Origin of the sequence: Neorhizobium phenanthreniclasticum (assembly GCF_040066075.1) — a bacterium.
GTDB lineage: Bacteria > Pseudomonadota > Alphaproteobacteria > Rhizobiales > Rhizobiaceae > Neorhizobium > Neorhizobium petrolearium.
Map to the genome: position 1 here is coordinate 375,387 of NZ_JBEAAL010000001.1, position 25,849 is coordinate 401,235.

General features: G+C 60.5%; 21 protein-coding genes. 9 read left to right on the top strand and 12 right to left on the bottom strand.

Annotated elements, in window-relative coordinates:
* The first annotated feature begins 119 nt into the window (after positions 1-119).
* Positions 120-1,904: an AsmA family protein gene (locus ABK249_RS01805; RefSeq protein ID WP_348862038.1), complete on the top strand. Its 1,785-nt coding sequence runs from the start codon at positions 120-122 to the stop codon at positions 1,902-1,904.
* Between the two features lie 23 nt (positions 1,905-1,927).
* Here ABK249_RS01805 and ABK249_RS01810 read toward each other — a convergent pair whose 3' ends face one another.
* From ABK249_RS01810 to ABK249_RS01830, 5 genes are all read right to left on the bottom strand, one after another.
* Positions 1,928-2,746: an ABC transporter permease gene (locus ABK249_RS01810; RefSeq protein ID WP_037158616.1), complete on the bottom strand. Its 819-nt coding sequence runs from the start codon at positions 2,744-2,746 to the stop codon at positions 1,928-1,930.
* A 1-nt stretch (position 2,747) separates the two neighbouring features.
* Complete coding sequence (locus ABK249_RS01815; protein WP_037158619.1) at positions 2,748-3,659, bottom strand: ABC transporter permease subunit; 912 nt, start codon at positions 3,657-3,659, stop codon at positions 2,748-2,750.
* A gap of 16 nt (positions 3,660-3,675) precedes the next feature.
* Positions 3,676-4,833: an ABC transporter ATP-binding protein gene (locus tag ABK249_RS01820; RefSeq protein ID WP_037158622.1), complete on the bottom strand. Its 1,158-nt coding sequence runs from the start codon at positions 4,831-4,833 to the stop codon at positions 3,676-3,678.
* Between the two features lie 72 nt (positions 4,834-4,905).
* On the bottom strand, positions 4,906-6,003 hold the full coding sequence (locus tag ABK249_RS01825) for a polyamine ABC transporter substrate-binding protein (RefSeq protein WP_348862039.1): 1,098 nt from the start codon (positions 6,001-6,003) through the stop codon (positions 4,906-4,908).
* A 122-nt stretch (positions 6,004-6,125) separates the two neighbouring features.
* Positions 6,126-7,544 (bottom strand): helix-turn-helix domain-containing protein, encoded by a 1,419-nt coding sequence (locus ABK249_RS01830; protein ID WP_348862040.1) that lies wholly within the window; start codon positions 7,542-7,544, stop codon positions 6,126-6,128.
* Between the two features lie 205 nt (positions 7,545-7,749).
* Between ABK249_RS01830 and aceA the strand changes: the two genes are divergently transcribed.
* Together aceA and ABK249_RS01840 are read left to right on the top strand one after the other, a co-directional pair.
* Positions 7,750-9,039: an isocitrate lyase gene (gene aceA, locus ABK249_RS01835; RefSeq protein ID WP_348862041.1), complete on the top strand. Its 1,290-nt coding sequence runs from the start codon at positions 7,750-7,752 to the stop codon at positions 9,037-9,039.
* A 103-nt stretch (positions 9,040-9,142) separates the two neighbouring features.
* The gene (locus ABK249_RS01840) at positions 9,143-9,385 is read left to right on the top strand and encodes an SMc00767 family acetate metabolism repressor (RefSeq protein ID WP_037158634.1); all 243 of its coding nucleotides are present in this window, start codon (positions 9,143-9,145) and stop codon (positions 9,383-9,385) included.
* Here the strand turns inward: ABK249_RS01840 and ABK249_RS01845 are convergent.
* The 4 genes from ABK249_RS01845 to ABK249_RS01860 form a co-directional block, all read right to left on the bottom strand.
* The gene (locus ABK249_RS01845; RefSeq protein WP_348862042.1) at positions 9,382-10,245 is read right to left on the bottom strand and encodes a LysR family transcriptional regulator; all 864 of its coding nucleotides are present in this window, start codon (positions 10,243-10,245) and stop codon (positions 9,382-9,384) included. The two genes, ABK249_RS01840 and ABK249_RS01845, sit on opposite strands and share 4 nt — an antisense overlap.
* 296 nt (positions 10,246-10,541) lie before the next feature.
* Positions 10,542-12,383 (bottom strand): methyl-accepting chemotaxis protein, encoded by a 1,842-nt coding sequence (locus tag ABK249_RS01850; RefSeq protein ID WP_348862043.1) that lies wholly within the window; start codon positions 12,381-12,383, stop codon positions 10,542-10,544.
* A 173-nt stretch (positions 12,384-12,556) separates the two neighbouring features.
* Positions 12,557-12,694, bottom strand: a complete 138-nt coding sequence (locus tag ABK249_RS01855; protein WP_348862044.1) for a hypothetical protein — start codon at positions 12,692-12,694, stop codon at positions 12,557-12,559.
* Positions 12,695-12,837: 143 nt separating this feature from the next.
* Positions 12,838-14,022, bottom strand: coding sequence for a BaiN/RdsA family NAD(P)/FAD-dependent oxidoreductase (locus ABK249_RS01860; protein ID WP_348862045.1), 1,185 nt, complete (start codon positions 14,020-14,022; stop codon positions 12,838-12,840).
* 124 nt (positions 14,023-14,146) lie between these two features.
* Here ABK249_RS01860 and ABK249_RS01865 point away from each other — a divergent pair, with 124 nt between their 5' ends.
* The 6 genes from ABK249_RS01865 to ABK249_RS01890 all read left to right on the top strand — a co-directional run bounded on the left by ABK249_RS01865 (position 14,147) and on the right by ABK249_RS01890 (position 22,506).
* A complete protein-coding gene (locus ABK249_RS01865) occupies positions 14,147-15,586 on the top strand; it encodes a glutamine synthetase family protein (RefSeq protein ID WP_227701945.1) in 1,440 nt (479 codons plus the stop codon).
* Positions 15,587-15,597: 11 nt separating this feature from the next.
* Entirely contained in the window at positions 15,598-16,902 is a 1,305-nt protein-coding gene (locus tag ABK249_RS01870) for an NAD(P)/FAD-dependent oxidoreductase (RefSeq protein ID WP_348862046.1), read from the top strand.
* A 99-nt stretch (positions 16,903-17,001) separates the two neighbouring features.
* Positions 17,002-18,474 (top strand): glucose-6-phosphate dehydrogenase, encoded by a 1,473-nt coding sequence (gene zwf / locus ABK249_RS01875; RefSeq protein ID WP_037158651.1) that lies wholly within the window; start codon positions 17,002-17,004, stop codon positions 18,472-18,474.
* 4 nt (positions 18,475-18,478) lie between these two features.
* Positions 18,479-19,177, top strand: coding sequence for a 6-phosphogluconolactonase (pgl, locus tag ABK249_RS01880; protein WP_348862047.1), 699 nt, complete (start codon positions 18,479-18,481; stop codon positions 19,175-19,177).
* 80 nt (positions 19,178-19,257) lie between these two features.
* Positions 19,258-21,075 (top strand): phosphogluconate dehydratase, encoded by a 1,818-nt coding sequence (gene edd / locus ABK249_RS01885; protein WP_348862048.1) that lies wholly within the window; start codon positions 19,258-19,260, stop codon positions 21,073-21,075.
* Between the two features lie 69 nt (positions 21,076-21,144).
* Entirely contained in the window at positions 21,145-22,506 is a 1,362-nt protein-coding gene (locus ABK249_RS01890; RefSeq protein WP_037158659.1) for a metallophosphoesterase, read from the top strand.
* Between the two features lie 18 nt (positions 22,507-22,524).
* Here ABK249_RS01890 and ABK249_RS01895 read toward each other — a convergent pair whose 3' ends face one another.
* The 3 genes from ABK249_RS01895 to bglA all read right to left on the bottom strand — a co-directional run bounded on the left by ABK249_RS01895 (position 22,525) and on the right by bglA (position 25,820).
* Positions 22,525-22,881 (bottom strand): hypothetical protein, encoded by a 357-nt coding sequence (locus ABK249_RS01895; RefSeq protein WP_037158662.1) that lies wholly within the window; start codon positions 22,879-22,881, stop codon positions 22,525-22,527.
* A gap of 173 nt (positions 22,882-23,054) precedes the next feature.
* Complete coding sequence (locus ABK249_RS01900) at positions 23,055-24,146, bottom strand: ABC transporter ATP-binding protein (protein ID WP_348862049.1); 1,092 nt, start codon at positions 24,144-24,146, stop codon at positions 23,055-23,057.
* Between the two features lie 18 nt (positions 24,147-24,164).
* Entirely contained in the window at positions 24,165-25,820 is a 1,656-nt protein-coding gene (bglA, locus tag ABK249_RS01905) for a beta-galactosidase BglA (RefSeq protein WP_348862050.1), read from the bottom strand.
* Between the last annotated feature and the right edge of the window lie 29 nt (positions 25,821-25,849).

Here is a 25,849-nt window from a genome sequence, read left to right on the forward strand (position 1 = left end):
CGCGGATTTGCGCAGGGTCGTCATTTCCTATATTCGCCTGGAACATGCACACCAACGGGTTTGGAAATCTCTTGAAAAACTTGCGCCGCCCGCTTGGCCGGCGGTGGCGACGCTTGCTGATGACCGCCCTCTCCGTATTGAGCCTTTTTGCGCTTTTTCAGATCGTCGCGCCATTCCTCATCTCCTCGACCGCCGTGCGGGAGGGCATGGAGCGGGCGGTTGCCCAATGGACAGGCCACAATGTAACGATCGAAGGGCAACCGGACATCCGGTTCTGGCCCGAGCCGCGCATCACGCTGCGAGACATCACAATCCGCAAGCCGACAGAGAGCGGCGAGCGGGTACTCGGGCGGGTGTCGCGGCTTTCCGCTTCATTCGATCTTTTCGAAGCCGTGATTGGCAAGCCAGAGTTCCAGGATTTTCGCCTCACCCGTCCGGAGATCTACGTTTTACGGGATGCGAGCGGGCGACTTGATTGGGCAAATGACGGACTGCTCAGTCGTGCTGTTCGGGACGCCAAGGCGGACGGCAATGGTCAGGCACTCGCTTCCGATGACGACGCCCAAATGGGCGAGGTCCGCATCACCAACGGGATTCTGGAAATTTCCGATGTTTCGAGCAGCCACGTCACGCATTTCTCGGCCATCAATGGTACGCTGCAATGGCCCTGGCTTTCCCGTCGCCTTGAGATAATAGCCGATGCGGAATTCAACGGTCGCAGGCTGAGCCTGGACATGAGTTCAACGCAACCTCTGCTGCTGCTCTCCGGCAAAAGCGGCAATGCATCCGGCACAATCCGGTCCGATCTATTCCACGGTCGCTTCGATGGCGTTGCCAACCTTGCGATTCACGGTTTCCTTTCCGGCGAGGCCGATTTTACGGTTCCCGATCTTCCCGCGCTCATGGACTGGGCCAGCGTAAGACTCGCCGGTGCTGAACGGTTAAAAAGCCTTTCGTTCAACGCCCGGTTGGTGACCAATGACGATTTCCTGCGCTTCGAGAACCTGTCCCTCGGCCTCAATGACGCGAAGGCGACGGGCATCCTCGATCTTCTGCTTCCGCCGAACCGATTGCCGAGACTGACCGGCACACTCGCATTCGACCGGATGGATCTTTCCGGGATTCTTGATGCGATCGCCCCCTCGGGCATGAAAGATGCCAATGGCAATGTTGATCTGCACAATGGCCTTGAACTCGACCTCAGACTTTCCGCACAGCAGGCAAGGCTCGGTCCCTTCCAGATCTCCGAGGCTGCCATCAGCGTGATGAAGACCGCAGACCAGTCTCGTATCGACATTGCCGACAGCGATTTCGAAACCGGGCGCCTCACCGGCCGGATCGCCACGATCAAGAACGAAGGGGCCGGCGGGATCGCCTTGCGGCTTTCCGTTCAGAGTGCCGACTTCGGCAACATCGTCCGCGAACTCGGATTGGCCGGGCCACTCCCCATCGCGCGCGGATCGCTGGACCTGTCGCTTGATACCGACCAGCCGCTGACTGCCACGGCGTGGCGGGACGGAAAGGGAAGCATCCGCTTGCGCACGGAACGTGGTTTCCTGCCAGGCGTGAACCTCGCGGGCGTCCGGCAGCTTGCGACGCAGAAAACTTACTTCCCTCTCAGCGAGGCCGGCAGCGGCAACTTCGAGTTCGACAGCATCGACATATCGGCCAATCTTGAAGGCGGTTCGGCCGATATTCTGGACGGCAAAGTCATTAGCGGCGGAGAAACACTCTCACTTTCCGGCGTTATTCCCTATGCCAGCAACAGTCTGGCGCTCTCCGCCAGCATTGAGCCAACGACCTCGACCCCGAACGTCACGCCGTTCATCGTCTTCATCGGCGGGTCCTGGCCGAACCCGGTCATCTGGGCGATTTCGCAAACTCCAGCCAAGCCCGCTCAATAAACGGTCCTGCTGCACTTGCCCCATCAGGTCGCCCCGCGCAGCGCGACATGCTCGTCACGGATACGGCGAAGCTCGGCCCGTTTTGTGCTGATCGACGCGGCGATGACACCCAGCGTGACCAAGCCGATGAGAATGGTACAGATGGCGTTGATTTCCGGCGTCACGCCCAACCTCACCTGGGAATAGATCTTGATCGGCAGGGTCGTCGCGCCGGGGCCGGTCGTGAAACTCGCGATCACCAGATCATCAAGCGACAGCGTGAAAGCGAGCATCCAGCCGGCGATCACCGCCGGCATGATCAACGGCAGAGTGATCCTGAAGAAGGTCTTGACCGGCGGGCAGCCGAGATCGAGCGCCGCCTCCTCCAGGCTGCGGTCGAAGGTCATGAGGCGTGACTGCACGACGATCGCCACATAACACATGGTGAACGTCGTGTGCGCGATGACGACCGTCCAGAAGCCGCGGTCGACCCCAACCGCTACGAACAACAACAGCAACGACAGGCCGGTGATGACCTCCGGCATGACGAGCGGCGCATAGATCATGCCCGAAAACAGCATCCGGCCCGGAAAGCGGGAAAAACGCACGAGCGAAAGAGCAGCAAGCGTGCCGAGAACGGTACCGATCGTGGCGCTAAGGACACCGACCCGTGCCGTAATCCAGGCGGCGTCCATCAGGCCCTGGTTCGACCACATCGTGCGGTACCATTGAAACGAAAAGCCGCCCCAGACCGTCACCAGACGGGAAGCATTGAAGGAATAGATTACCAGGATGATGATCGGGATATAGAGGAAAGCGAAACCCAGCGTCAGGACCGTGGCGTCGAAACGAGACGATTTCATTTCAGGCCACCTTCTTCTGCTGGTTCTGGAAGATCGCGATCGGCACGACCAGCAGGATCAGGAGGATTACCGCCACGGCCGATGCGAGCGGCCAGTCGCGGTTGCCGAAAAACTCCGTCCAGAGCGTCTTGCCGATCATCAGCGTATCGGCGCCGCCCAAAAGATCCGGAATGACGAATTCGCCGGTAATCGGAATGAAGCAGATCAGCGAGCCGGCGACGACACCCGGCAGCGACAGCGGGAACGTGATCTTCCAGAATGCCTTCAGCGGCGTGCAGCCGAGATCGCTCGCGGCTTCCAGCAGCGTATTGTCCATTTTCTCCAGCGCCGAATAGAGCGGCAGGACCATGAAGGGCAGATAGGAATAGACGATACCGATGAAGACGGCGATATCGGTGCGGAATATCTGCACCTGCTCGTTCGGTCCCATGAGGCCGATCGTCTGAAAGAGCAACGTCAGAAGGCCGTCCGGCTTCAGGATGCCGATCCAGGCATAGACCCGGATCAGGAACGAGGTCCAGAAGGGCAGGATGACGAGCATCACCAGGGTCGGCCTGAGCATCGAAGGCGCGCGGGCCATGGCAAGCGCCATGGGATAACCGATCAGCAGCAGCAGGAGGGTGGAGATCAGCGCGATCCTGAGCGACGACAGGTAGGACCTGATGTAGAGCGGGTCCTCCGTCAGAAAAAGATAATTCTCGAAATCCAGCCTGGAGATAAAATCCCCGATCGCTCCCTGGAAGACCGGCACATAGGGCGGCATGGCGATCGCCGTATCCGACAGCGAGATCTTCAAGATGATCAAAAAGGGCGCCACGAAGAAGAGCAACAGCCAGAGATAGGGCACCAAGACCACAAGCCAGCGGGCGGGGCCAGGCTTGTTGGCGGCATGGGTTTCGGAAACGCTCGCCATATCCGTTCTCTCCCGCTCAGCGTGTCAGAACAAGGCCGGCATCGAGCGGCCAGGTGAGCCACACCATGTCGCCGAAGGTTATCGGCCGGTCGACAAGGCGCGAGACGTTGGCCTGGGCGGCGCGGACGATGCGATCGTCGGCAAGCTTGACCAGAAAGACGGAAAAATCCCCGAGATAGCCGATGTCCCAGACTTCGCCGTAGACGGCGTTGACGGAGGTATCGGACGGCTGGTCAGGCGAGATACGCACCTTTTCCGGCCGGATCGCGAAGGTCACCCTGTCGCCCTTCACCGCCTGGCATTCCTGTTCGACGGCCACCGTGATGCCATCGCAATCGATCCGCACGGCCCCCGGCGCGCCAAGCGCGCTTTCGGTCGATGAGACGGTGCCTTCGAAAAGGTTGATGTCGCCGATGAAATCCGCGACGTAACGGCTGTTCGGCGCCTCGTAAATTTCCGCCGGCGTCGCCACCTGCATGATGACGCCCTTGTCCATCACCGCGATGCGGTCGGACACGGTCATCGCCTCCTCCTGGTCATGGGTGACGATCAGGAAGGTGAGGCCGAGATTCGTCTGGATGTCCATCAGCTCGAACTGCGTCTCTTCGCGCAGCTTCCTGTCGAGCGCGCCGAGCGGTTCGTCGAGCAGCAGCACTTTCGGACGCTTGGCCAGCGAACGGGCGAGCGCGACGCGCTGACGCTGGCCACCCGAAAGCTGCGCCGGCTTGCGCCTGGCGAAGGGTTCGAGCTTGACGAGCTTCAGCATTTCCTCGACGCGCGTGGCGATCTCCACTTTCGAGAGACCATCCTGTTCGAGGCCGAAGGCTATGTTTTTCTCAACCGTCATGTGCGGGAAGAGCGCGTAGCTCTGGAACATCATGTTGGTGGGCCGGCGATAGGGCGGCACGCCGGAAATATCCTTGCCTTGCAGCAGAATGCGCCCCTCCGTCGGTTCCTCGAAGCCGGCCAGCATGCGCATCAGCGTCGTCTTGCCGCAACCGGAAGGGCCGAGCAGCGAGAAGAATTCCCGCTCGTAGATATCCAGGGTCAGATTGTCGACGGCAGTGAAATCACCGTAGCGCTTGGTGATATTCTCGAAACGGATGAAAGGAACGGCCGAGGGATCGGTCCAGGGAGAGAATTTGCGCTTTACCGGTCCAAGAGATTTCGCCATGCCTTGCCCCATTTCGCCCCATCACAGCCTGAAAGCATTCGGGGCAGACGTTTCCGCCTGCCCCGCCTTTGTTCAGCTACCGGTCTTGATCTGCGTCCAGACCCGGTTCAGCACGCGCTGCTCTTTAGGCCCGTAGGGCGAGATGGTGAAAAGTTTCGAAACGACGTCTTCCGGCGGATAGACGGACGGGTTTTCGAGCACTTCCTTGTCGATAAATTTCTGGGAAGCAAGATTGCCGTTGGCATACTGCACGTAGTTCGAGGCCTTGGCGATGATTTCCGGCTTCATCAGATAATTGATGAAGGCATGCGCCTCTTCGACGTTCTTCGCATCCGCGGGGATCGCGAGGTTGTCGAACCACATATAGGTGCCTTCCTTCGGAATCACGTATTCGACATTGACGCCATTCTTGGCTTCCTCGGCGCGGCTCTTCGCCTGGAGGATATCGCCCGACCAGCCGATCGTGACGCAAATGTCGCCATTGGCGAGTTCATCAATATAGGCTGAAGCGTTGAACGACCTGACGTTGGGCCGAATTTTCTTATAGACCTCGCCACCCGCTTCCAGATCGGCCGTCTCCTTGCTGTCAGGGTTCTTGCCGAGATAATTGAGCGCGATCGCAAAGGTTTCGTCGGAAGCGTCGAGGATGTTGATACCGCAGGATTTCAGCTTCTCGGCATTCTCCGGCTTGAACAGCACATCCCAGCTATCGACAGGCACGTCGCCAAGGGCGGCCTTAACCTTGTCTACATTGTAGCCGATGCCAGTGGTGCCCCACATGTAGTTGACGGCATATTCATTGCCGGGGTCGTATTTGGCGAGACGTTCCGTGACCTGCGGCCACATATTCGAAAGGTTCGGCAGCTTGGATTTGTTAAGTTTCTGGAAGACGCCGGCCTGGATCTGACGTGCGAGGAAGGGAGCTGTCGGAACGACGACGTCGTAACCCGAACCGCCGGCCAGCAGTTTGGTTTCGACAAGATCGTTGCTGTCAAAGACGTCATATACGACCTTGATGCCCGTCTCCTTGGTGAAGTCCTCCAAGATCGATTCATCGATGTAATCGGACCAGTTGTAGACATGGACTTCCCGCTCCTGCGCCATGACAGCATTCGCGGAAAATGCCGACGCGGCCAGGGCTGCGGCGAGGCTGAGCAAACGGTTTTTCATGATCTCTCCAGTTCCAGTTTTTCCGCGCGGTTATGGAGCCGTGCGCAAATTCCCTTATCGTTTTTGCGAGAGTAGAAAGGAATTTTTCTCCCCACAAGGGGGAATGTGCAGTGCCGAAAAGGTCACTGGAAATCAAAGGCACTCAAGCCGGTTACCATTTCGTCAAGTCCGAGCGGTCGAGTGACCGGCGGCTCGGCGCGCGAAAGACAGCCCTGCCGCTCGCAAAGACGGCAGGCCGTGCCGGCAAGTACAGTACCGGTCGCTCCGGAAAGCGCCTCGCCATAAACGGTGTCACCTGCGCTCGAAAGATCACAACCGAGCAGGACCGCGGTGCGGCGGATGCGCTCACCGAACCCCGCCTGCGGCCCTTCGAGCGTGCGCGAGAGTGTCAGAAACGCACTCCCGTCGGGCATTTCGACGCGATCGGCAAGAATCTGGCCCGGCTGAGCAAAAGCGGAATGAATGCCGAGCTTCGGACAGAGACCGCCGAAACGGGCCTGCGGAAATCCTTGCGCGCCGGCCCGCCGGATCACATTGCCCGCATGATCGAGTTCGAGCAGGAAGAACGGTATTCCACCGGCATCCGTGCGGACCAACGTGGTCAACCGGTTGGCGGCCTGCTCAAAGGAAACCTCGAAGCGCGAACGCAGCACCTCAAGGTCATAGCGGGCACGGTGGGCTGCCGCGAGAAACGCGCCATAGGGCATCATCAGTGCATGGGCGGCATAGCGGGCAAGTTCAAAACGGCCGATGCGCCGCGCCTCGTTGGTGGAGAAGGAGAGTTCGTCGAGCTCCGCCGCGATCTCCTGCCCCAGCGCCAGAAGCGCCGCCTCCATGGCCAGTTCCCGGGTGCGATCGAAAGGCGACAGCCGCTCCGAAAGGAACAGCCGCATCGAATGGCGGTCGTAGCGGCGGCGCAGATTCGGCATGGCATGGACGGGAAGCGTGCGCACGACGATGCCATGCTCGCTCTTCAGCCAGGCCTTCAGGGCGCCGGGCAGTTCGTCACCCGTTCCAAGTCTCGCCGCGAAAGCCTCCGCAGCATCCTCGATGCGCGCGAAGAAATTCGGCCGCCGCTCCAGGGTCTCCCGCACCTCGTCGATCGGCAGGCGCGTGCCGGCAATCGAGGTTTCATGCCCTTCCCGCGCCAGAAGATCGGAAAGGTCGGAAAGCCGGGCCGCCTGTTCGCGATAGGCGCGGTAGAGCTTCATCATGCCAAGCGCCGCATTCGGCGCAGCCTCGGCGACCTCGATGATTTCCTGATCGCCGGGGATTTCGCCAGCCAGCAGCGGATCGGCGAACACTTCGCGAAGCTGGCTCGCCAGGCCGCCGCCCTCGCCCTGCAGCGCATCGAGATCGACCTTATAGACGGAGGCGAGCTTCAAGAGGAGCTGGACCGTCAGCGGCCGCTGGTTGCGCTCGATCAGGTTCAGGTAGGAAGGCGAGATGCCGAGTGCCTCAGCCATCGCCGTCTGTGTCAGCCCGAGACCCAGACGCACCCGCCGCACGCGCGGGCCTGCAAAAATCTTCCGCTCGGCCATTTGTCACCATTTTTACAAATTCGGGTCATCACCCGATTTTACAATTTTGACATTTTCACCGAAGTCTTTGTGAAAGACAAGACATCCTAACTTCTTTCCCAATCCATATTTCGCTTATTTTCTGGCAGTGCAGCATTCTTCTCTGTAAATTCAGTCACATCAAAATCAGATTGACTCCGTCACCGGTTTTACATGGGAGAAAGAAATGACAGATTTTTACACGCTGATTCCAGGGGCATCCAAAGGCCGTTTCGACGGTATTGAGCGCCCCTATGGCGCCGAAGAGGTCAAGCGACTGCGCGGATCGGTCGATATCCGATATTCGCTGGCTGAAATGGGTGCGAACCGGCTCTGGAAGCTCATCAACGAGGAAAACTTCGTCAACGCGCTGGGCGCGCTCTCGGGCAACCAGGCCATGCAGATGGTGCGTGCCGGCCTGAAGGCGATCTACCTCTCGGGCTGGCAGGTCGCAGCAGACGCCAACACGGCTTCCGCCATGTATCCGGACCAGTCGCTCTATCCGGCCAATGCCGCGCCTGAGCTTGCCAAGCGCATCAACCGGACGCTGCAGCGCGCCGACCAGATCGAGACAGCGGAAGGCAAGGGCCTGTCGGTCGAAACCTGGTTCGCACCGATCGTTGCGGATGCGGAAGCAGGCTTCGGCGGGCCGCTCAACGCCTTCGAGATCATGAAAGCCTTCATCGAAGCGGGCGCCGCAGGCGTCCACTACGAAGACCAATTAGCCTCGGAGAAGAAGTGCGGCCATCTCGGCGGCAAGGTGCTGATCCCCACCGCTGCGCATATCCGCAACCTGACGGCCGCGCGGCTAGCCGCCGACGTCATGGGTGTTCCGACGCTGGTCATCGCCCGTACGGATGCGGAAGCGGCAAAGCTTCTGACCTCCGACATTGACGAGCGCGACCGCCCCTTCGTCGACTACGATGCCGGCCGCACGGTCGAAGGCTTCTACCAGGTCAAGAACGGGCTCGAACCCTGCATTGCCCGCGCCGTCGCCTACGCCCCCTATTGCGATCTCATTTGGTGCGAAACCTCGAAGCCGGACCTCGAGCAGGCGCGGAAATTCGCCGAAGGCGTGCACAAGGCTCACCCGGGCAAGAAGCTCGCCTACAACTGCTCGCCCTCGTTCAACTGGAAGAAGAACCTGGACGATGCGACGATCGCCAAGTTCCAGCGGGAACTCGGCGCGATGGGCTACAAGTTCCAGTTCATCACGCTCGCGGGCTTCCATCAGTTGAACTACGGCATGTTCGAATTGGCCCGCGGTTACAAGGACCGGCAGATGGCCGCCTATTCGGAACTGCAGGAAGCGGAATTCGCCGCCGAGGCCAACGGCTACACGGCGACCAAGCACCAGCGCGAAGTCGGCACCGGTTACTTCGATGCGGTCTCGCTCGCCATTACCGGCGGCCAGTCGTCGACGACCGCCATGAAGGAATCGACCGAGCACGACCAGTTCCGCCCGGCCGCGGAGTAATAGCGTTCCCTCCCGCTCGCCCCCTGCTTTCCTCCCGGAAGCGGGGGGCGGCGAGGACGGAAATTCCATTCAAAAACCCCGACCAAAAGAGAGGAGAAATGCCATGAACGTCCAGACCCGCGTCAAGGAACGCGCAGAAGAACAAGCCAGCAGCATGACCGCCGAACAGCAGGCAGCCATCCGAACGCTCGCCAATGACCTGCATCGCCTCAACCACGCTGTCATGAAGGCAGTCGAAGCCGGTGTTTCCGTCGAACTCGTCCGCTCCGCCCGGCATCACGGCGGCGACGGCCACTGGGGCGACCTGATGATCCCCGTCATCGTTACCAACCGCACCGTAAATTAAGGCCTGCGCCCGGCAAAGAGCTCGGCATGGCCCTTGATGAACTTCACCATGCGATCGACCACCGTGCGGATTTCCCGGCGGTGGCGATCGTCGTTGTTCATTACGGTCCACTGACTATGGCGGAGGCCGGCGATCTCCTCGCCGACGCGCTCCAGCCGCATGTCCTGATCACCTACGAAGCACGGCAATACTGCCGTGCCGGCGCCTGCGAGCGCAAGATCGCGTAGCGAACGAGGCCGGTTGACGGTGACGACCACCTGATGCGGCCGGTTCTCATGCGGCCAGCGCAGGTAGGCGGAAATGGCATCCTCCTCCGAAACCGCGAGCCATCGGTCTGCAATGGACGGATGGGCGCTGCGGGCGCGATAAGCAGCATAGGCGACTTCACCCAGCTTGATTGCCGCCAGGTTGGGCTCCTGGGGTTCGAAGGCCCTGATACCGATATCGCTTTCCCGATGCGCGAGGCTCGCACGCCGCTCGGCGATATTGAAATCCAGGCGGAAACGATCCTGCTCCGTGCGGACAGCCGAGAAGTTCCGGGCGAACATCCAGGCGAGCCACGTGCCGCAGGCGACCCTTACGAGCGGCGAACCGGTGCCTTCGCGCTTCCAGCTTTCAATGCGGCGAGCCGCCCCCTCCATTTCCAGAATCTGGGCAAACAAGGCCGAACCCTCGGCGGTGAGCCGATAGCCCGTGCGGCTGCGAAGGAAGAGCGGGCGACCGATCGCCTCTTCAAGATCAAGCATGCGGCGGCCGATCGTGGCGGGGCTCAATCCCGTGGCGACGGCGCCACCGGAGAGCCCGCCATGGCGCGCCACCTGCATGAAGAGCTCGTAGGCATCCCAATTGATGTTTTTCATGGGTGAAAAACATAGCCGGATTTATTCCGTACAAGAAGCATATTTTTATCTATAGGAAAGGAGACGGCTTTTTTCGAACGGAGATTTCCGATGTATGAGAATGTCGTCGCTATCCATCTTGCCAGGCAATTCCGTGCAAGGGGCGAGATCTACTGCCGCCAGGCAGAAGATCGCTTTTATGAGCAGTTTAGCGAACCGTTGCCGCGCTGGCTCACCGGTCCAATCCTACTCCTCGGCGGACGAAGAACGGCAAGGAGCGGCATCGCTGCCGCTCCTTCCGATCCTGTTGACGGTCCTCAGGCCACGCGAGAGGCCTGCGGGTGCGCCGACCTTTCTTCGTCGATACGGAACTGCTGCACAAGCTGAAGCAGCGCATCCGCCTCATCCGCCAGGCATCGGCTCGCCTCACTGGTTTCGCCGACCATGGCGCCGTTCTGCTGAGTCATCTGGTCCATGCGGTTGACCGAGTTATTGATGTCCTGCAGTGCCGCCGACTGGTCCTGGCTGGCGGTGGCGATCATTTCCACATGCTGGCTGATACCGGTGATCTGCTGGCTGATCGACGCGAGTACCTCACCGGCCTGCTGGACGAGCGAAGCACCGGAACCGACCTCGGCACTCGACTGGCTGATGAGTTCCTTGATCTCCTTGGCCGCACCGGCGGAGCGCTGCGCCAGCTCCCGCACTTCCTGCGCCACGACGGCGAAGCCTTTGCCGGCCTCACCGGCGCGTGCTGCCTCGATACCGGCATTGAGAGCAAGCAGGTTGGTCTGGAAGGCGATGTCGTCGATAACCTCTATGATGCGCTCGATCTTCTGCGAGGCTTCCTCGATCCGACCCATTGCGTCTATGGCATTGCTGACGACCGTCCCGGAACTGTCGGCGCTCCTCCTCGTCAGTACGACCGCATTGTTGGCTTCGTGCGCCCGCTCGGCGGAGGACCGGACCGTTGCCGTAATCTCCTCCACAGCGGCAGCCGTCTCTTCCAACGAGGCAGCCTGGGTCTCGGTGCGGCGGGCCAGTTCCGACGACGAATGGCTGAGATCGGCGCTACTCTTCTGTATGGCGAGCGTGCTTTCCCGAATATGGGAAAGAGTATCGCGCAGCCGGACGATGGAGCCGTTGAAATCGGTCCGCAGTTGTTCCAGCCGACCGGAGAATTCCGTCTCGATGGTGCTGGAAAGGTCGCCCTGCGACAACCGCGCGAGCGCGGCACCCAACTCATTCACGGCGACGTCGATCTGCCGGTCGACACGCTGCTTTTCCATGTCGTTGCGATTGCGTTCGGCCTCCGCCTCAGCGCGCTCCTGCGCACTACGGCTTTCGATCTGCAGCTTTTCCCGCGCGTTGTCCCGGAATATCTCCAGCGCGCGAGCAATATTGCCGAATTCATTGTGTCGCTCGATATACGGGATTTCGACGGCATCGTTTCCGCCGGAGAGCGTATGAACCGTACCCGTCAGCACGGCGAGCGGACGGAGCAGCACCCTGAGGGTAAAGAAGCTCACCAGACCGACCAGAATCAGAGCGGCGAGCGACGTGCCGACTACGACGTAGCCCGAAGCAGCAATATGTTCGAAATAGACTTCCATCGGGATGCCGATGAAGAGGAGCCCGGTCACCGCGTTGGAGGCATCGGTGATCGGGAAATAGCCGGTCATGAAATCCCTGCCGAACAGGACTGCAGGCCCGAAATAGGCCTCGCCGCGCGCCAGGATGGGCTGCGCCGGGTGATCGGCGGCGAGCTTCGTGCCGACCGCACGTTCGCCCTTCTCGGTCTTCACATTGGTGGAGACGCGGACATAGTCGCTACCGCGCTTTTCGAAAACGGTCGCAACACCTCCGATTGCGCTCGCGGTACGGTCGACCATCCCATGATCGTTCAGAGTACCCTCACCTTGGGTGATGCGAACCAGAGCCCCGTTCTTGATTTCACTCACCGAACCCGGCAGTTCCAGATCATAGAACAGGCTCATGGTGCGCATGGCGTTGCGGGCGTCGGCCCTTGCCGTCTCCATGATGTCACTGCGCAGATAGGCATAGGCAAGTCCGCCCACTGCCATCACCGCGATGAAGATCATAAACAGACAGAGGAATACGATCCGCGACACGACGGACGGCGGCAGTAATCTCGGCATGACTAGTCTTCCCCAATATGACCAGCTAATCGTTTTAATATTGAGGATATACGTAAAGATTTACTGAATTTGAATGTAACTGCTACGTGCTGCCTCAAGCAGACCTGTATCAGGCGGAGATATGATATTTGCCTTGCAGGGCTGCATTCGATCGGATCGAAGCAGAAGGCGCCTTAATGGAAAAGCGCCGCAACCGACAGAAGCGCTGCGGTGGCGCCGATCGCGATTGCCAAAAGCCTGAACCACTTCATCCTTGCGTCGTCCTGGACCAGAGCGATGGCAATTGCGCGGGCACGGCGGGTTTTCTGCATAGGTCTTGAACCCCAAAACACTGTTGCTCTTGGCGTCCTGCGGCGAGCCGACAGGCAGCGCATGCCAATACTAAATCGCAGAATTTAGCTGGCATTAAGGCAGGATGGCGAAGGCACATTAAGAAGTGCTGAATCGCGCGATACTACAAAGCCTCCCCACAAACATGGCCCGAGGCCCAGGCCCATTGGAAATTGTAGCCGCCGAGCCAACCCGTCACGTCGACGCACTCGCCGATGAAATAAAGCCCCGGCACCGCCTTCGCCTGCATGGTCTTTGAATCCAGTTCGAACGTATCTATGCCGCCCAGTGTGACCTCTGCCGTGCGGTAACCCTCCGAGCCGGCAGGCCGGATCGTCCAGCTCTGGATAGAGGTGGCAAGCCCATCGATCGCCTTGTCGGAAAGATCTGCGAGATGGGTATTCTGCAGACCGCGACTTTCAGCGAAAAACTGCGCCAGGCGCTTCGGCAGCGTCTCGGCAAGCACAGTCTGCGCCGCTTGCCGTCCATTTGTCTTGCGGGCCGCCCTGAGGATCGCCGCGATGTCGAGATCCGGTTCGATAACGAGCGTAATATCGTCCCCCTCGCGCCAGTAGGAAGAAATCTGCAGGATCGAGGGACCGCTCAGCCCCCGGTGGGTAAAGAGCAACGCTTCGCGGAAAGTCGTCTTGCCGTGACGGACCTCGGCCGGCGCGGCGATGCCGGAAAGCGGCGCGAGCTTTTCCAGAAGGTTCGGGTCGAGCGTCAGCGGTACCAGCGCCGGACGCGGCTCCACGATCTTGAAGCCGAATTGCCTGGCGATCTCATAGGCAAAACCGGTGGCGCCCATTTTCGGGATGGACTTCCCACCGGTCGCGACCACCAGCGCACCGGCCTCAACGGGACCATCCGATGTCACGATGCGAAAGCCGTCCGGCGTCTTCTCCACCGCCGTAATCTGCTTCTGCAGTTCGAGAACGACGTTTGCCGCCTTCATCTCGGAAAGCAGCATGCGGATGATATCTTTGGCGCTCTCGTCGCAGAAAAGCTGACCGAGCGTCTTCTCGTGCCAGGCGATCCTGTGCGCTTCCATCATGTCGAGAAAATCGCGCGGTGTAAAACGCGCAAGGGCAGACTTGGCGAAGTGTGGATTGGCGGAGAGAAAGTTCCGCGCGCTCGCGTGGATATTGGTGAAGTTGCAGCGGCCGCCGCCGGAAATACGAATCTTCTCGCCCGGTGCCCTGGCATGATCGAGCAGAAGTACGGAACGGCTTCGTCTGCCTGCACGGATCGCGCACATCATTCCCGCCGCGCCTGCGCCCAGGATCACCACATCGAATTTCCGCACCACCCGCCGCTCCTTGACTTCTTCCGCTCCGCTCTTTGCGATCCTTTATTCAAAGTCAATGCCGCCCCCTCGCCAATCGCCAATCCGTGGTTATGATGGGAACTCCGATCAACCCTACCGGTGTCTCATGCCGCGCAAGAAATCCAATCCCGCTCCCGAAACAGGCAAGGTGCTGAAAGCAGCCACGTCCCAACCGACACTCACTTCGCTTCGAGGCGTGTCGGGCTGGCGGGAGGCTACTGCGTGGCTGCGGGCGCGCGGGATCGAGGACGTGGAATGCATCACGCCCGATCTTGCGGGCGTTCCGCGCGGCAAGATGATGCCGTCCTCCAAGTTCACCTCCAACACGTCGCTGGCACTGCCGTCCGCCCTCTACCGGCATACGATCTCAGGTGAATATCCGGAGGAAACCGACACTTTCCGCTACGAGCCTCGCGATAGCGATCTCAAACTGATGCCGGATCTTTCCACCCTCTCGGTTGTACCCTGGGAAACCGACCCGACGGCGCAGGTGATCTGCGATATCATTGATACGAATGGCAAGGCCGTCTCCTACACGCCGCGCAACGTTTTGAAGAACGTCGTCAGGCTCTACAACGAGCGCGGCTGGAAACCCGTCGTGGCGCCGGAAATCGAATTCTACCTCGTCGCCAAGAACGACGACCCTGACTATCCGCTGCATCCGCCGAAGGGCAGGTCCGGGCGCTCCATCCTCGGCGGCCAGGGCTATTCGATCGCCGGCATCAACGAATTCGACGAACTGATCGACGACATCTATCATTTCTCCGAAAAGCAGGGGCTGGAGATCGACACTCTCATTCATGAGGAAGGCCCGGCGCAGCTCGAGATAAACCTGCGGCATGGCGATCCGGTCGAGCTTGCGGACCAGGTCTTCCTGTTCAAGCGCACCATCCGCGAAGCGGCGATGAAGCACGGCATCTATGCCACCTTCATGGCGAAGCCGATGCAGGGCCAGCCGGGTTCGGCCATGCATATCCACCAGTCCGTCGTCAACATCGAGACCAGGAAGAACATCTTCTCCAATCCGGATGGCTCGGCCTCGAAGGCCTTCTTCCACTTCATCGGCGGCATGCAGACCTATGTGCCCAAAACACTGGCGATGATGGCGCCTTACGTGAATTCCTACCGCCGCCTGACGCCGGACATGTCCGCTCCTGTCAATAATGCCTGGGGATACGACAACCGAACAACGGCCTTCCGCGTGCCGGTCTCCGACGCAGCGGCCCGCCGGGTCGAGAACCGGCTGCCGAGCTCGGACGCCAATCCCTATCTCGCGCTTGCCGCCTCGCTCGGCTGCGGACTGCTCGGCATCCTCAACGAAGTGGAACCGGAGCCGCCGACGGAAGACACCGCGAATGAAGGATCGATAGACCTGCCCCGCGGCTTGCTCGAAGCCGTCTCCCTGCTCGAATCCGAGCCGGCGCTGGCGGAAGTCTTCAGTCCCGAGTTCATCGGCATCTATGCCGGCGTCAAACGCGGCGAATTCGAGACCTTCATGCAGGTGATCAGCCCGTGGGAGCGGGAATTCCTGCTTCTCAACGTGTGAGGACCAAGGCCTTGGATTCGTGGCAGAGCCCGATCGCACCGGGAATTTCCTGGTATCAGGCAACCGTTGGCGAGCGGGCGGCCTATCCGGCTCTCGACGGGTCGAAAACCGTCGATGTGGCCATTGTCGGCGGCGGCTATACCGGCCTCCAGGCGGCCTGCAACCTTGCCAAATCGGGTGTTTCGGTCGCCCTGATCGAGGCGCATCGTTTCGGCGACGGGGCCTCGGGGCGCAACGGCGGCCAGATGGGCACTGGACAGCGCTGGTGGCCGGAGGACCTGGAAAAGGAACTGGGCTACGAACGTTCCAAGGCGCTGTTCGATATGGCGGAGGATGCCAAGCGTTATCTTCTCGACTTTGCCAAAATCCACGGCATCGAGATGGATTATATGCCGGGGCAGATGAACGTTTCCCATAAGCCCGGGCATGACAAGGAGTATCGCGCGAACGCCGAGATCGCAGCGGAGCGCTACGACTATCCGCACATCTCCTTCATGGACCGGCGGGAGACCGCAGAACGGCTCGGCACGAAGGACTATTATTGCGGTGTCCGCGATATGGGCACCGGCCATATCCATCCGCTGAAGCTGCTGGTCGGTCTCGCCCGTGCGGCACAGGAAGCCGGCGCGCAGCTTTATGAGATGACGAAGGCGACCGCCATTCGACGCACCCGGAATGGGCCGGACGGCAAGATCGTAATCGAGACACCTTCAGGTGTGCTGACGACTGATCGCGCGCTCGTCGCCACCAATGCCTATGTCGGCAACCTCGAACCGGCCACTGCCGCGCATATCATGCCAATCGGCTCCTTCATCGCCGCCACAGCGCCGCTCGATGATTTCCCAGACGTTATTCCGGGCGGCGAGGCCGTAGCCGATTCGCGCTTCGTGGTGCGCTATTTCCGCAAATCGCGCGACAATCGCCTGCTGTTCGGCGGGCGAGAGGTCTATTCCTCACGCGATCCAAAGGACACGGCCAATGCCATCCGCAAACAGATCGTCGCCACCTATCCGGCATTGAAAAATGTCGAAATCATCCACGCCTGGGGCGGCAATGTCGGCATCACCCTGCCGCGCCAGCCCTTCGTGAAGGAGGTCATGCCGGGCGTCACCTCGATCGGCGGCTATTCCGGCCATGGTGTGATGCTGTCAAACTATTGTGGCAAACTCTATGCTGATATGGTCGCCGGCAAGGCAACGGAACTCGATCACCTCGCGGCGCTCGACATTCCGGCCTTCCCGGGTGGTCAGCGCCTGCGGACTCCGCTGCTTTTCCTTGCCTTGACGTGGTTTGCGCTGCGCGACAGGCTTTGGTGACGCACCCGCCTTAGTAATCCGTCCGAGCCATTTCGGGCTAGCCATTTTAAATCGATTAGATTAAACATGCCCCCAACCATGCGAGATGAAAGAACAGCGATGAGCAGCCAGATCATCCCAGTCGAACCTTTTGATTGTATCGTCTTCGGCGGAACCGGCGACCTTGCCGAGCGGAAGCTTCTGCCGGCGCTCTATCACCGTCAGGTCGAGGGCCAGTTCACCGAGCCGACCCGCATCATCGGCGCCTCCCGCAGCAACCTTTCGCATGAGGATTACCGCAAGTTCGCCGAGGATGCCCTGAAGGAGCATCTGAAGAAGGGCGAATATGATGAGGCCGAGGCCAAGAAATTCTGCGAGCGGCTCTATTACGTCTCCGTCGACGCGAAGGCGGATCAGGGCTGGGACGAACTTAAAAAGTTGCTCGACGACGGCAAGGAACGCGTTCGCGTCTTTTATCTCGCTGTAGCGCCCGGCATTTTCGGCGCGATCTCGGATAAGATCCGCGACCACAAGCTGATTACCAGGGCGACCCGCATCGTCGTCGAAAAGCCGATCGGCCGTGACCTCGCCTCGGCGCTCGAACTCAACGACACGATCGGCAAGGTCTTCCGCGAAGAGCAGATTTTCCGCATCGATCATTATCTCGGCAAGGAGACGGTGCAGAACCTGATGGCGCTGCGCTTTGCCAACGCCCTCTACGAACCGCTCTGGAATGCCCAACACATAGACCATGTGCAGATCACGGTCGCCGAAGCGGTCGGCCTCGAAGGCCGGGCCGGCTATTACGACACGGCCGGCGCATTGCGCGACATGGTGCAGAACCATATCCTCCAGCTTCTCTGCCTCGTCGCCATGGAAGTGCCCTCCTCCATGTATTCCGAGGCCGTGCGTGACGAGAAGCTCAAGGTCCTTCGCGCTCTGAAGCCTATTACCGAAGCCAATGTCGAGCAGATGACCGTGCGCGGCCAGTATCGCGCAGGCGCTTCCGCGGGCGGTCCCGTCAAGGGCTATCTGGAAGAGCTTGAAGGGGGTGTTTCCAACACCGAGACCTTCGTCGCCATAAAGGCCGAGATCGGCAACTGGCGCTGGGCGGGCGTGCCCTTCTACATCCGCACCGGCAAACGGCTTGCCAACCGCGTTTCGGAGATTGTCATCACCTTCAAGCCGATCCCGCACAATATCTTCGATTCCTCTGCCGGCCGCATCGCTGCAAACCAGCTCATCATCCGCCTGCAGCCCGATGAAGGCGTCAAGCAGTCGCTGATGATTAAGGACCCCGGCCCGGGCGGCATGCGGCTGCGCGAAGTCTCGCTCGACATGAGCTTCGCCGAAGCCTTCAGCGTGCGCAATCCCGACGCCTATGAGCGACTGCTCACAGACACGATCCGCTCCAACCAGACGCTGTTCATGCGCCGCGACGAAGTGGAGGCCGCATGGCGCTGGGTCGATCCGATCCTGAAAGGCTGGGAGGAAACCGGCCAGCAGGTGCAGGGCTATACTGCCGGCACCTGGGGCCCGAGCCAGGCCATCGCCCTCATCGAGCGCGACGGTCGCACCTGGCACGAAGGTTGAGACGATGGCTGCGAACCTTCATGAATTTCCCGATGCCGCAACGCTCGCCGCCGCCCTGGCGGACGAGGTCGCGGCACGTCTTGCCGCGGCAATCCGCGAACGAGGTTCCGCCTCGATCGCGGTTTCCGGCGGCTCGACGCCGAAGCGTTTCTTCGAAACGCTTTCCACCTGCGATATCGATTGGGGCAAAGTCACGGTGACGCTGGTGGACGAACGTTTCGTGCCGGCCGACAACCCACGCTCCAATCACCTTCTGGTCGCAACCCATCTCCTGAAGGACAGGGCGGCAGCAGCGAAATTCATCCCGCTCTATTACGACTGCTCCTCGATCTATGAGGCGGCCGTGATCGCGACAGAGAAGGCCGCCGGCATCGGCAAGCCCTTCGATGTGGTTATCCTCGGCATGGGAACGGATGGCCATACCGCCTCGTTCTTCCCGCATGGCAACAACCTGGGACAAGCGCTCGACCTTTCCGGTCCGCGCGGCGTGCTGACCATGGAGGCGGAGGGCGCGGGAGAAGAACGGCTGACCTTTTCCTTCGCGAGCCTTTCGGATGCGCGTTTCCTCGCGCTTCATATCGAAGGCCAGGGCAAGAAGGACGTGCTCGACAAGGCGAAAGCCGGTTCCGACGAAACCGAAATGCCGATCCGCGCCGTGCTCAACCGCGCCCAATCGCCGCTCGAGATTTACTGGGCGCCTTGAACGCCCGCATTTTTTAACAGGAGCAATCCCGGTCGGCTTTCGCCACTCCCAAGCCGGGATTGACGACAGAGGACAAGACCATGGCCGCCCATTCCAGTATCGAGGCGATCACCGCCCGCATCGTCGAACGATCGAAGCCGCTTCGCGAAGCCTATCTAGACCGCGTGCGACGCGCGGGTTCCAGGGGGCCTCACCGCGCTGTCCTTTCGTGCGGCAATCTCGCGCATGGCTTCGCGGTCTGTTCCCCCGCCGAGAAGGCGGCACTCGCGGGAGACGTCGTTCCAAATCTCGGCATCATCACCGCCTATAACGACATGCTCTCGGCCCACCAGCCGTATGAAACCTTCCCGCCGATCATCCGGGAAGCGGCAAGGGAAGCAGGCGGCATCGCCCAGGTCGCCGGCGGCGTGCCGGCCATGTGCGACGGTGTCACCCAGGGCCAGCCGGGCATGGAGCTATCGCTCTTCTCGCGCGATGCGATCGCCATGGCGGCCGGCATCGGCCTCTCGCACAACATGTTCGATGCGGCCGTCTTCCTCGGCATCTGCGACAAGATCGTGCCGGGTCTGGTAATCGCAGCATTGAGTTTCGGCCACCTGCCCTCCGTCTTCATTCCGGCCGGACCGATGACTTCGGGCCTGCCCAACGACGAGAAGTCGCGCATCCGCCAGCTTTATGCGGAAGGCAAGGTCGGCCGCGCCGAGCTGCTCGAAGCCGAGTCCAAATCCTATCACGGGCCGGGCACCTGCACCTTCTACGGCACAGCCAATTCCAACCAGATGCTGATGGAGATCATGGGCTTCCATATGCCCGGCGCATCCTTCGTCAATCCCGGCACGCCGCTGCGCGATGCGCTGACGAAGGAAGCCGCCAAGCGGGCGCTCGCCATCACTGCGCTCGGCAACGAATTCACGCCGGCCGGCGAAATGATCGACGAGCGCTCGATCGTCAACGGCATCGTCGGCCTGCATGCGACGGGAGGCTCGACCAATCACACGCTCCATCTCGTCGCCATGGCGCGCGCCGCCGGCATAAAGCTTACCTGGCAGGATATTTCCGATCTTTCCGACGTCGTGCCGCTCATCGCGCGCGTCTATCCGAACGGCCTTGCCGATGTGAACCATTTCCATGCGGCCGGCGGCATGGGTTTCCTCATCAAGCAACTCCTGAAACAGGGCCTGCTGCATGACGACGTCCGCACCGTCTTCGGCCAGGGCCTGGAAGCCTATACGGTCGAGGCAAAGCTCGATGCCAATGGCCAGGTCGTGCGCGAACCGGCACCGGAAGAGAGCGGCGACAAGAAGGTACTTGCCTTGATCGAAACGCCCTTCCAATCGAACGGCGGGTTGAAGATGCTGACGGGAAATCTCGGCAAGGCGGTCATCAAGATTTCCGCTGTCAAGCCGGAACGGCACATCATCGAGGCACCGGCAATCGTCTTCCATGACCAGCAGGAGCTGCAGGATGCCTTCAAGCGCGGCGAGCTCAACAGGGATTTCGCCGCCGTCGTGCGCTTCCAGGGTCCCAAGGCGAACGGCATGCCGGAACTGCATCGGCTGACCCCGCCGCTCGGCGTGTTGCAGGACCGCGGCTTCAAGGTGGCGCTCGTCACCGACGGCCGAATGTCCGGCGCATCCGGCAAAGTACCTGCGGCAATCCATATAACGCCAGAAGCCTCTGATGGCGGCCCGATCGCCAAGATCAGGGATGGCGATATCATCCGCCTCGATGCGATCGCCGGAACGCTGGAGGTACTGGTGGATGCGGCGGAATTTGATGCCCGCACGCCTGTCGTCGCCGATCTTTCCGACAACGAGTTCGGCATGGGCCGCGAGCTCTTCGCCGCCTTTCGCCGCAATGTCGGCCACGCCGACCAGGGAGCGAGCGTCTTCGCTTGACATGTCATATGGTTGTCTTCACCGGTTTCTATGAAGCGCAGGAACCGCCGAGAACCGAGGAGACACCCGATGCGTGCAGCAATCACCCGCCGTAACCTCATGGCCTTGCTGGCATCGACTGCCGCCATGCCGGTCTTTCCGACGATTGCCATGGCCGCCGGCGAAGGGTTTCAGGCAATCATCCTTTCGGACCTGCATTCGGCCTACGAACGCATGGGCCAGCTTCTTTCCGTCGTCGAGAAGCAGGTTACCGGCGCAGGCATTCCCCAGGTCATCCTGATCAACGGCGACATCTTCGAACTCGGAAATGTGGTTGCCTCCCGATCCGGCGGCGAAATCGACTGGACTTTCCTCGACGCTCTGGCGAAGCTTGCCCCGACCATCGTCAACATCGGCAACCATGAGCCGGACCTCGACAACGACCTCGCCCATTTCGTGGCGCGCGCTCGCGGGCTTGGCATTACCGTCCTCAGCAACATCATCGACAAACGCAGCGGCAAACCCTACACGCAGGCCGGCACGACGATCGAAGCCAGCGGGCTCACGGTGAAAATCGCCGCGCTGGGCACGGACGCCATCAACACCTATCCGAAGACGGCGCGCGACAAGCTGGACATTCCGAAGCCAGTGGAATGGGCCAGAGCAAACCTGCCGACACTGCTTGGCGGCGATGGCGTCAACATCGTGCTTAGTCATGCCGGCGTCGTGCCGGACCGCGATATCCTGCCGGTCGTGCCCGACGGCACGCTGATGATCGGCGGCCACGACCACCTGACGCTGACGCACGAGCAGGGTGAAACCCGCTATGTCCATACCGGATCGTGGTCTTCCGCCATCACGATCGCCACCTTCACGACTGCGGGCAAGGCTGCCGAACTGACGAGGATCGAGATCGATCGCAGCGGCCCCACCTCCTCCGTGCTCAAGGATCTCATTCCGACCGTGCTCGCCAGGCATCTCAAGGAAGAGGAGCGCGCCGTCGTTGCGCATACCGCGAAAACCATGACGCTCGGCGAAACCGCCCGGTTCGCGGCGGAAGCCATGGCGGCCAAGGCGAACGCCGATATCGGCTTCATCGGCCATACGTCGTTCGGCACCGGTCTGCCTGCCGGCGATATCAGCCGCTTCGACTTCAATGCGGCGCTGCGCTTCGAAGGCAAGCTCATGACATCGGAAGTCGATGCTGCCGTGCTCTCCGCCATATTGGCACGCTGCAATCAGGACGGCGCAATCCCGCTTGTCGCCCGCACGGGCGACTTCCTCTATGCAGCACCGAACGCTCCAGAAGGCAGTCAGCGCTACAGAATCGTCTGCAACGACTGGTCGGCCATCAATCAGAAGAGCTATTTCGGCCGCGACGACATCGCCTTCGTCGAAGTGCCCGATATCAAGCTGAAACAGCTCGTCATCGAAGCACTGGCGGACGGCTAAATCGTCACCGCAGCCCTCTCACCAGGAGCGGATATCGAGCGTCCGGTCGCGGTGGTTCGGATGGGTCGAGAAGACGAAGATGCGATCAAGCTCCTTCTGCGACAGCAGCCGCAGGAAACGGACCTCGACCGTGTTGTTGGCGAAGGTCTTCATCAGCAGGCAGCCGACCTTGGTGATGCGCGCGTCCGGAATATCGAGATAGAACTGCTGCGGCAACGTATATTGCGTGAGGATGCCGAGAATGGCCCCGCTTTGGGAGATGCGCAGCACGTCGCAGCGGCGCTGCGCCATGTTCATCACACCCTTTTCGGTATACTCGATGCGGGCGGCATTCATGGTGTCTTCCATCTTGAACCGGGCCTCCCGGTCGTACATGAAAGACTCTTCCTTGTTCAAAAAATGATTTTTGGTCGGAGCAGCACTCACGACAAACCTCCTATTCTTCAATAGGAAAAGACTAGCCGGCGAAGTTTAACAGAAGGTTTGGAAGTCCCGCCCTGGAACAATTCTGCGCAGAGACCACAACAACATGGTAAACACCCCTTCACTCACGCAGTGCGATAAGTCTTACCCTGCGCGTCAAAAAGATGCAGTTTCTTCGGATCGGCCGAAAAGCGCATCGCTTCACCCTTGCGCACATTCAGGATGCCGGGAATTTTGACGATAATCGGCTCCTGATCGGCAAGGCCCTCGATATAAAGCAAGGTCACCTCGCCAAGCGCCTCGACGATCGAGACCCGCCCTTCAAAAAGATAGTCGTCACCGGTTGCGACCGAAAGATCCTCCGGGCGGACGCCAAAACTTGCCGTCTTGCCAGCTTCCGACGCGGCAGTGGCTACCGGCACATGCACCGCCTTGCCGCCCTTCAGGGCAACGGTCGTCACGTCGCCTGTCTCCGTGACGGTCGCGGGAATGATGTTCATCGCCGGCGAACCGATGAAGCGGGCAACGAAGAGGTTCTCCGGAGATTCGTAGAGTTCAAGCGGTGCGCCGACCTGCTCGATCCGACCGGCCGAAAGCACGACGATACGATCGGCAAGCGTCATCGCCTCCACTTGGTCGTGGGTCACGTAAATCATCGTCGTGTCCGGCATCTGCTCCTTGAGCTTGGCGATCTCAATGCGGGTCGCGACGCGAAGTGCCGCATCAAGGTTCGACAGAGGTTCATCGAACAGGAAGACCTTGGGATCACGGCAAATAGCGCGTCCGATCGCGACACGCTGGCGCTGGCCGCCGGAAAGCGCCTTCGGAAGCCGATCGAGATAGGGGGTAAGCTGTAGGATTTCCGCCGCTGAACGGACACGGCGGTCGATCTCCTGCTTGCTCTCGCGGGCGATCCGCATGCCGAAGGCCATGTTGTCGTAAACCGTCATATGCGGATAGAGCGCATAGGACTGGAAGACCATGGCAATACCGCGCCGCGAAGGTGGCACCTCGTTCACGAGCTGGCCGTCGATATACATCTCCCCGCCAGTGATGCTCTCCAGGCCGGAAATCATCCGCAGCAGCGTGGACTTGCCGCAACCAGAGGGGCCTACGAAGACCACGAACTCGCCCTGGCTGATGTCCAGGTCGATGCCATGCAGAACCTTCACCTGTCCATAGGCCTTGCGGATATCCTTCAGAACGACGCCAGCCATGATCACCTCCCCTTTTTGTTAGGCTTGACGGGCAAAGAACGCCCCCCAAGCCGGTAACTCCACTCGTCTGTCTTCCAGGCTGCTTTCAAATCCGTGACCGGTCAGAACTTCCCATTCGCCGACCGGAAGTTCCGTTATTGCTGCGGCCGCACTCATATTGAAAACGCAGAGCACAATTTCGTTGCCATGGCGCCGCTCGTATCCCAGGACTGTACCGTCTTCCGGCAGGAAAAGGATATCGCCCTTGGCGAAAGCCGGGTGCTGTTTGCGGAAGGCGAGGAAACGCCGGTACTGCTCCAGCACCGAAGCCGGATCGCCGTATTGAGCCCCCACAGCCCGAAGCTGATGCTCGACAGGAATCGGCAGCCAGGTCTTCTCGGCCGTAGAGAACCCCGCTTGCAGCGCCTGAGAATCCCACACCATCGGCGTACGGCAGCCATCGCGGCCCTTGAATTCCGGCCAGAACTGAATGCCGTAGGGATCCTGGAGATCCGCGTAAGCGATATCCGCCTCGGTAAGCCCCAATTCCTCCCCCTGATAGATGCAGACCGAGCCGCGCTGCGTCATCAGGATTGCGGAGGTCATCTTGGCATAAGCATCCCGGTCAAGAATATCGGAGCCCCAGCGCGTGACGTGACGCACGACATCATGGTTCGAGAAGGCCCAGCAGGCCCAGCCATCGGGTGCCGCCAGGGAAAACGCATCCTGGACCGCGACAACACGAGCCGGCGTCAAAGGATCGGGTGCCAGGAACTCGAAAGCATAGCACATATGCATCTTGTCGTTACCGGACGTATATTCCCCGACGATCTCCAATCCCCGCTGGCTGTCGCCGACTTCGCCGACCGCAGCGATCGCAGGGAACTCATCGAGCACCGCACGAAAGCGCCTCAGGAATTCCAGGTTTTCCGGCCGATTCTTGTCGTAGAGATGTTCCTGGAAGTTGTAGGGGTTCACCGCCGGCGCGGTGGAGGCGTTGCGCCGCGACGGTTCCAATGCCGGGTTGTCGCGCAGTTCCTTGTCGTGGAAATAGAAGTTGATCGTGTCGAGGCGGAAACCGTCGACGCCGCGCTGCAGCCAGAAGCGGGTCATGTCCAGCAACGCGTCCTGCACTTCCGGATTGTGGAGGTTCAGATCCGGCTGCGAGGTCAGGAAGTTGTGCATGTAATACTGCATGCGGGTCGGGTCCCACGCCCAGGCCGACCCACCGAAGATCGACAGCCAGTTGTTGGGCGGCGTGCCGTCCGGCCTGGCGTCGGCCCAGACATACCAGTCCGCCTTGGGATTGAAGCGGCTGGACCGGCTTTCGATGAACCAGGGATGCTGGTCCGAACTGTGCGACATCACCAGGTCGATCATCACCTTGATGCCGAGACGGTGTGCCTCGGCGATCAATCCATCGAAATCCGAAAGTGCGCCGAACATCGGATCGACATCGGTATAGTTCGACACGTCGTAACCGAAATCCTTCATCGGCGACGGGAAGAAGGGTGAAATCCAGACGGCATCGGCCCCGAGCGCGGCCACGTGCGGCAGGCGTGCCGTGATTCCCTTCAAGTCACCGATGCCATCGCCGTTCGAATCCTGAAAGGAACGCGGATAGATTTGGTAAATCACGGCTCCGCGCCACCAATCCTTATCGGGTGTTGCGGGGGTTTCTGCCGAAATGGTCATTCAATATCCTGTTGTTGTCAGATGAAATA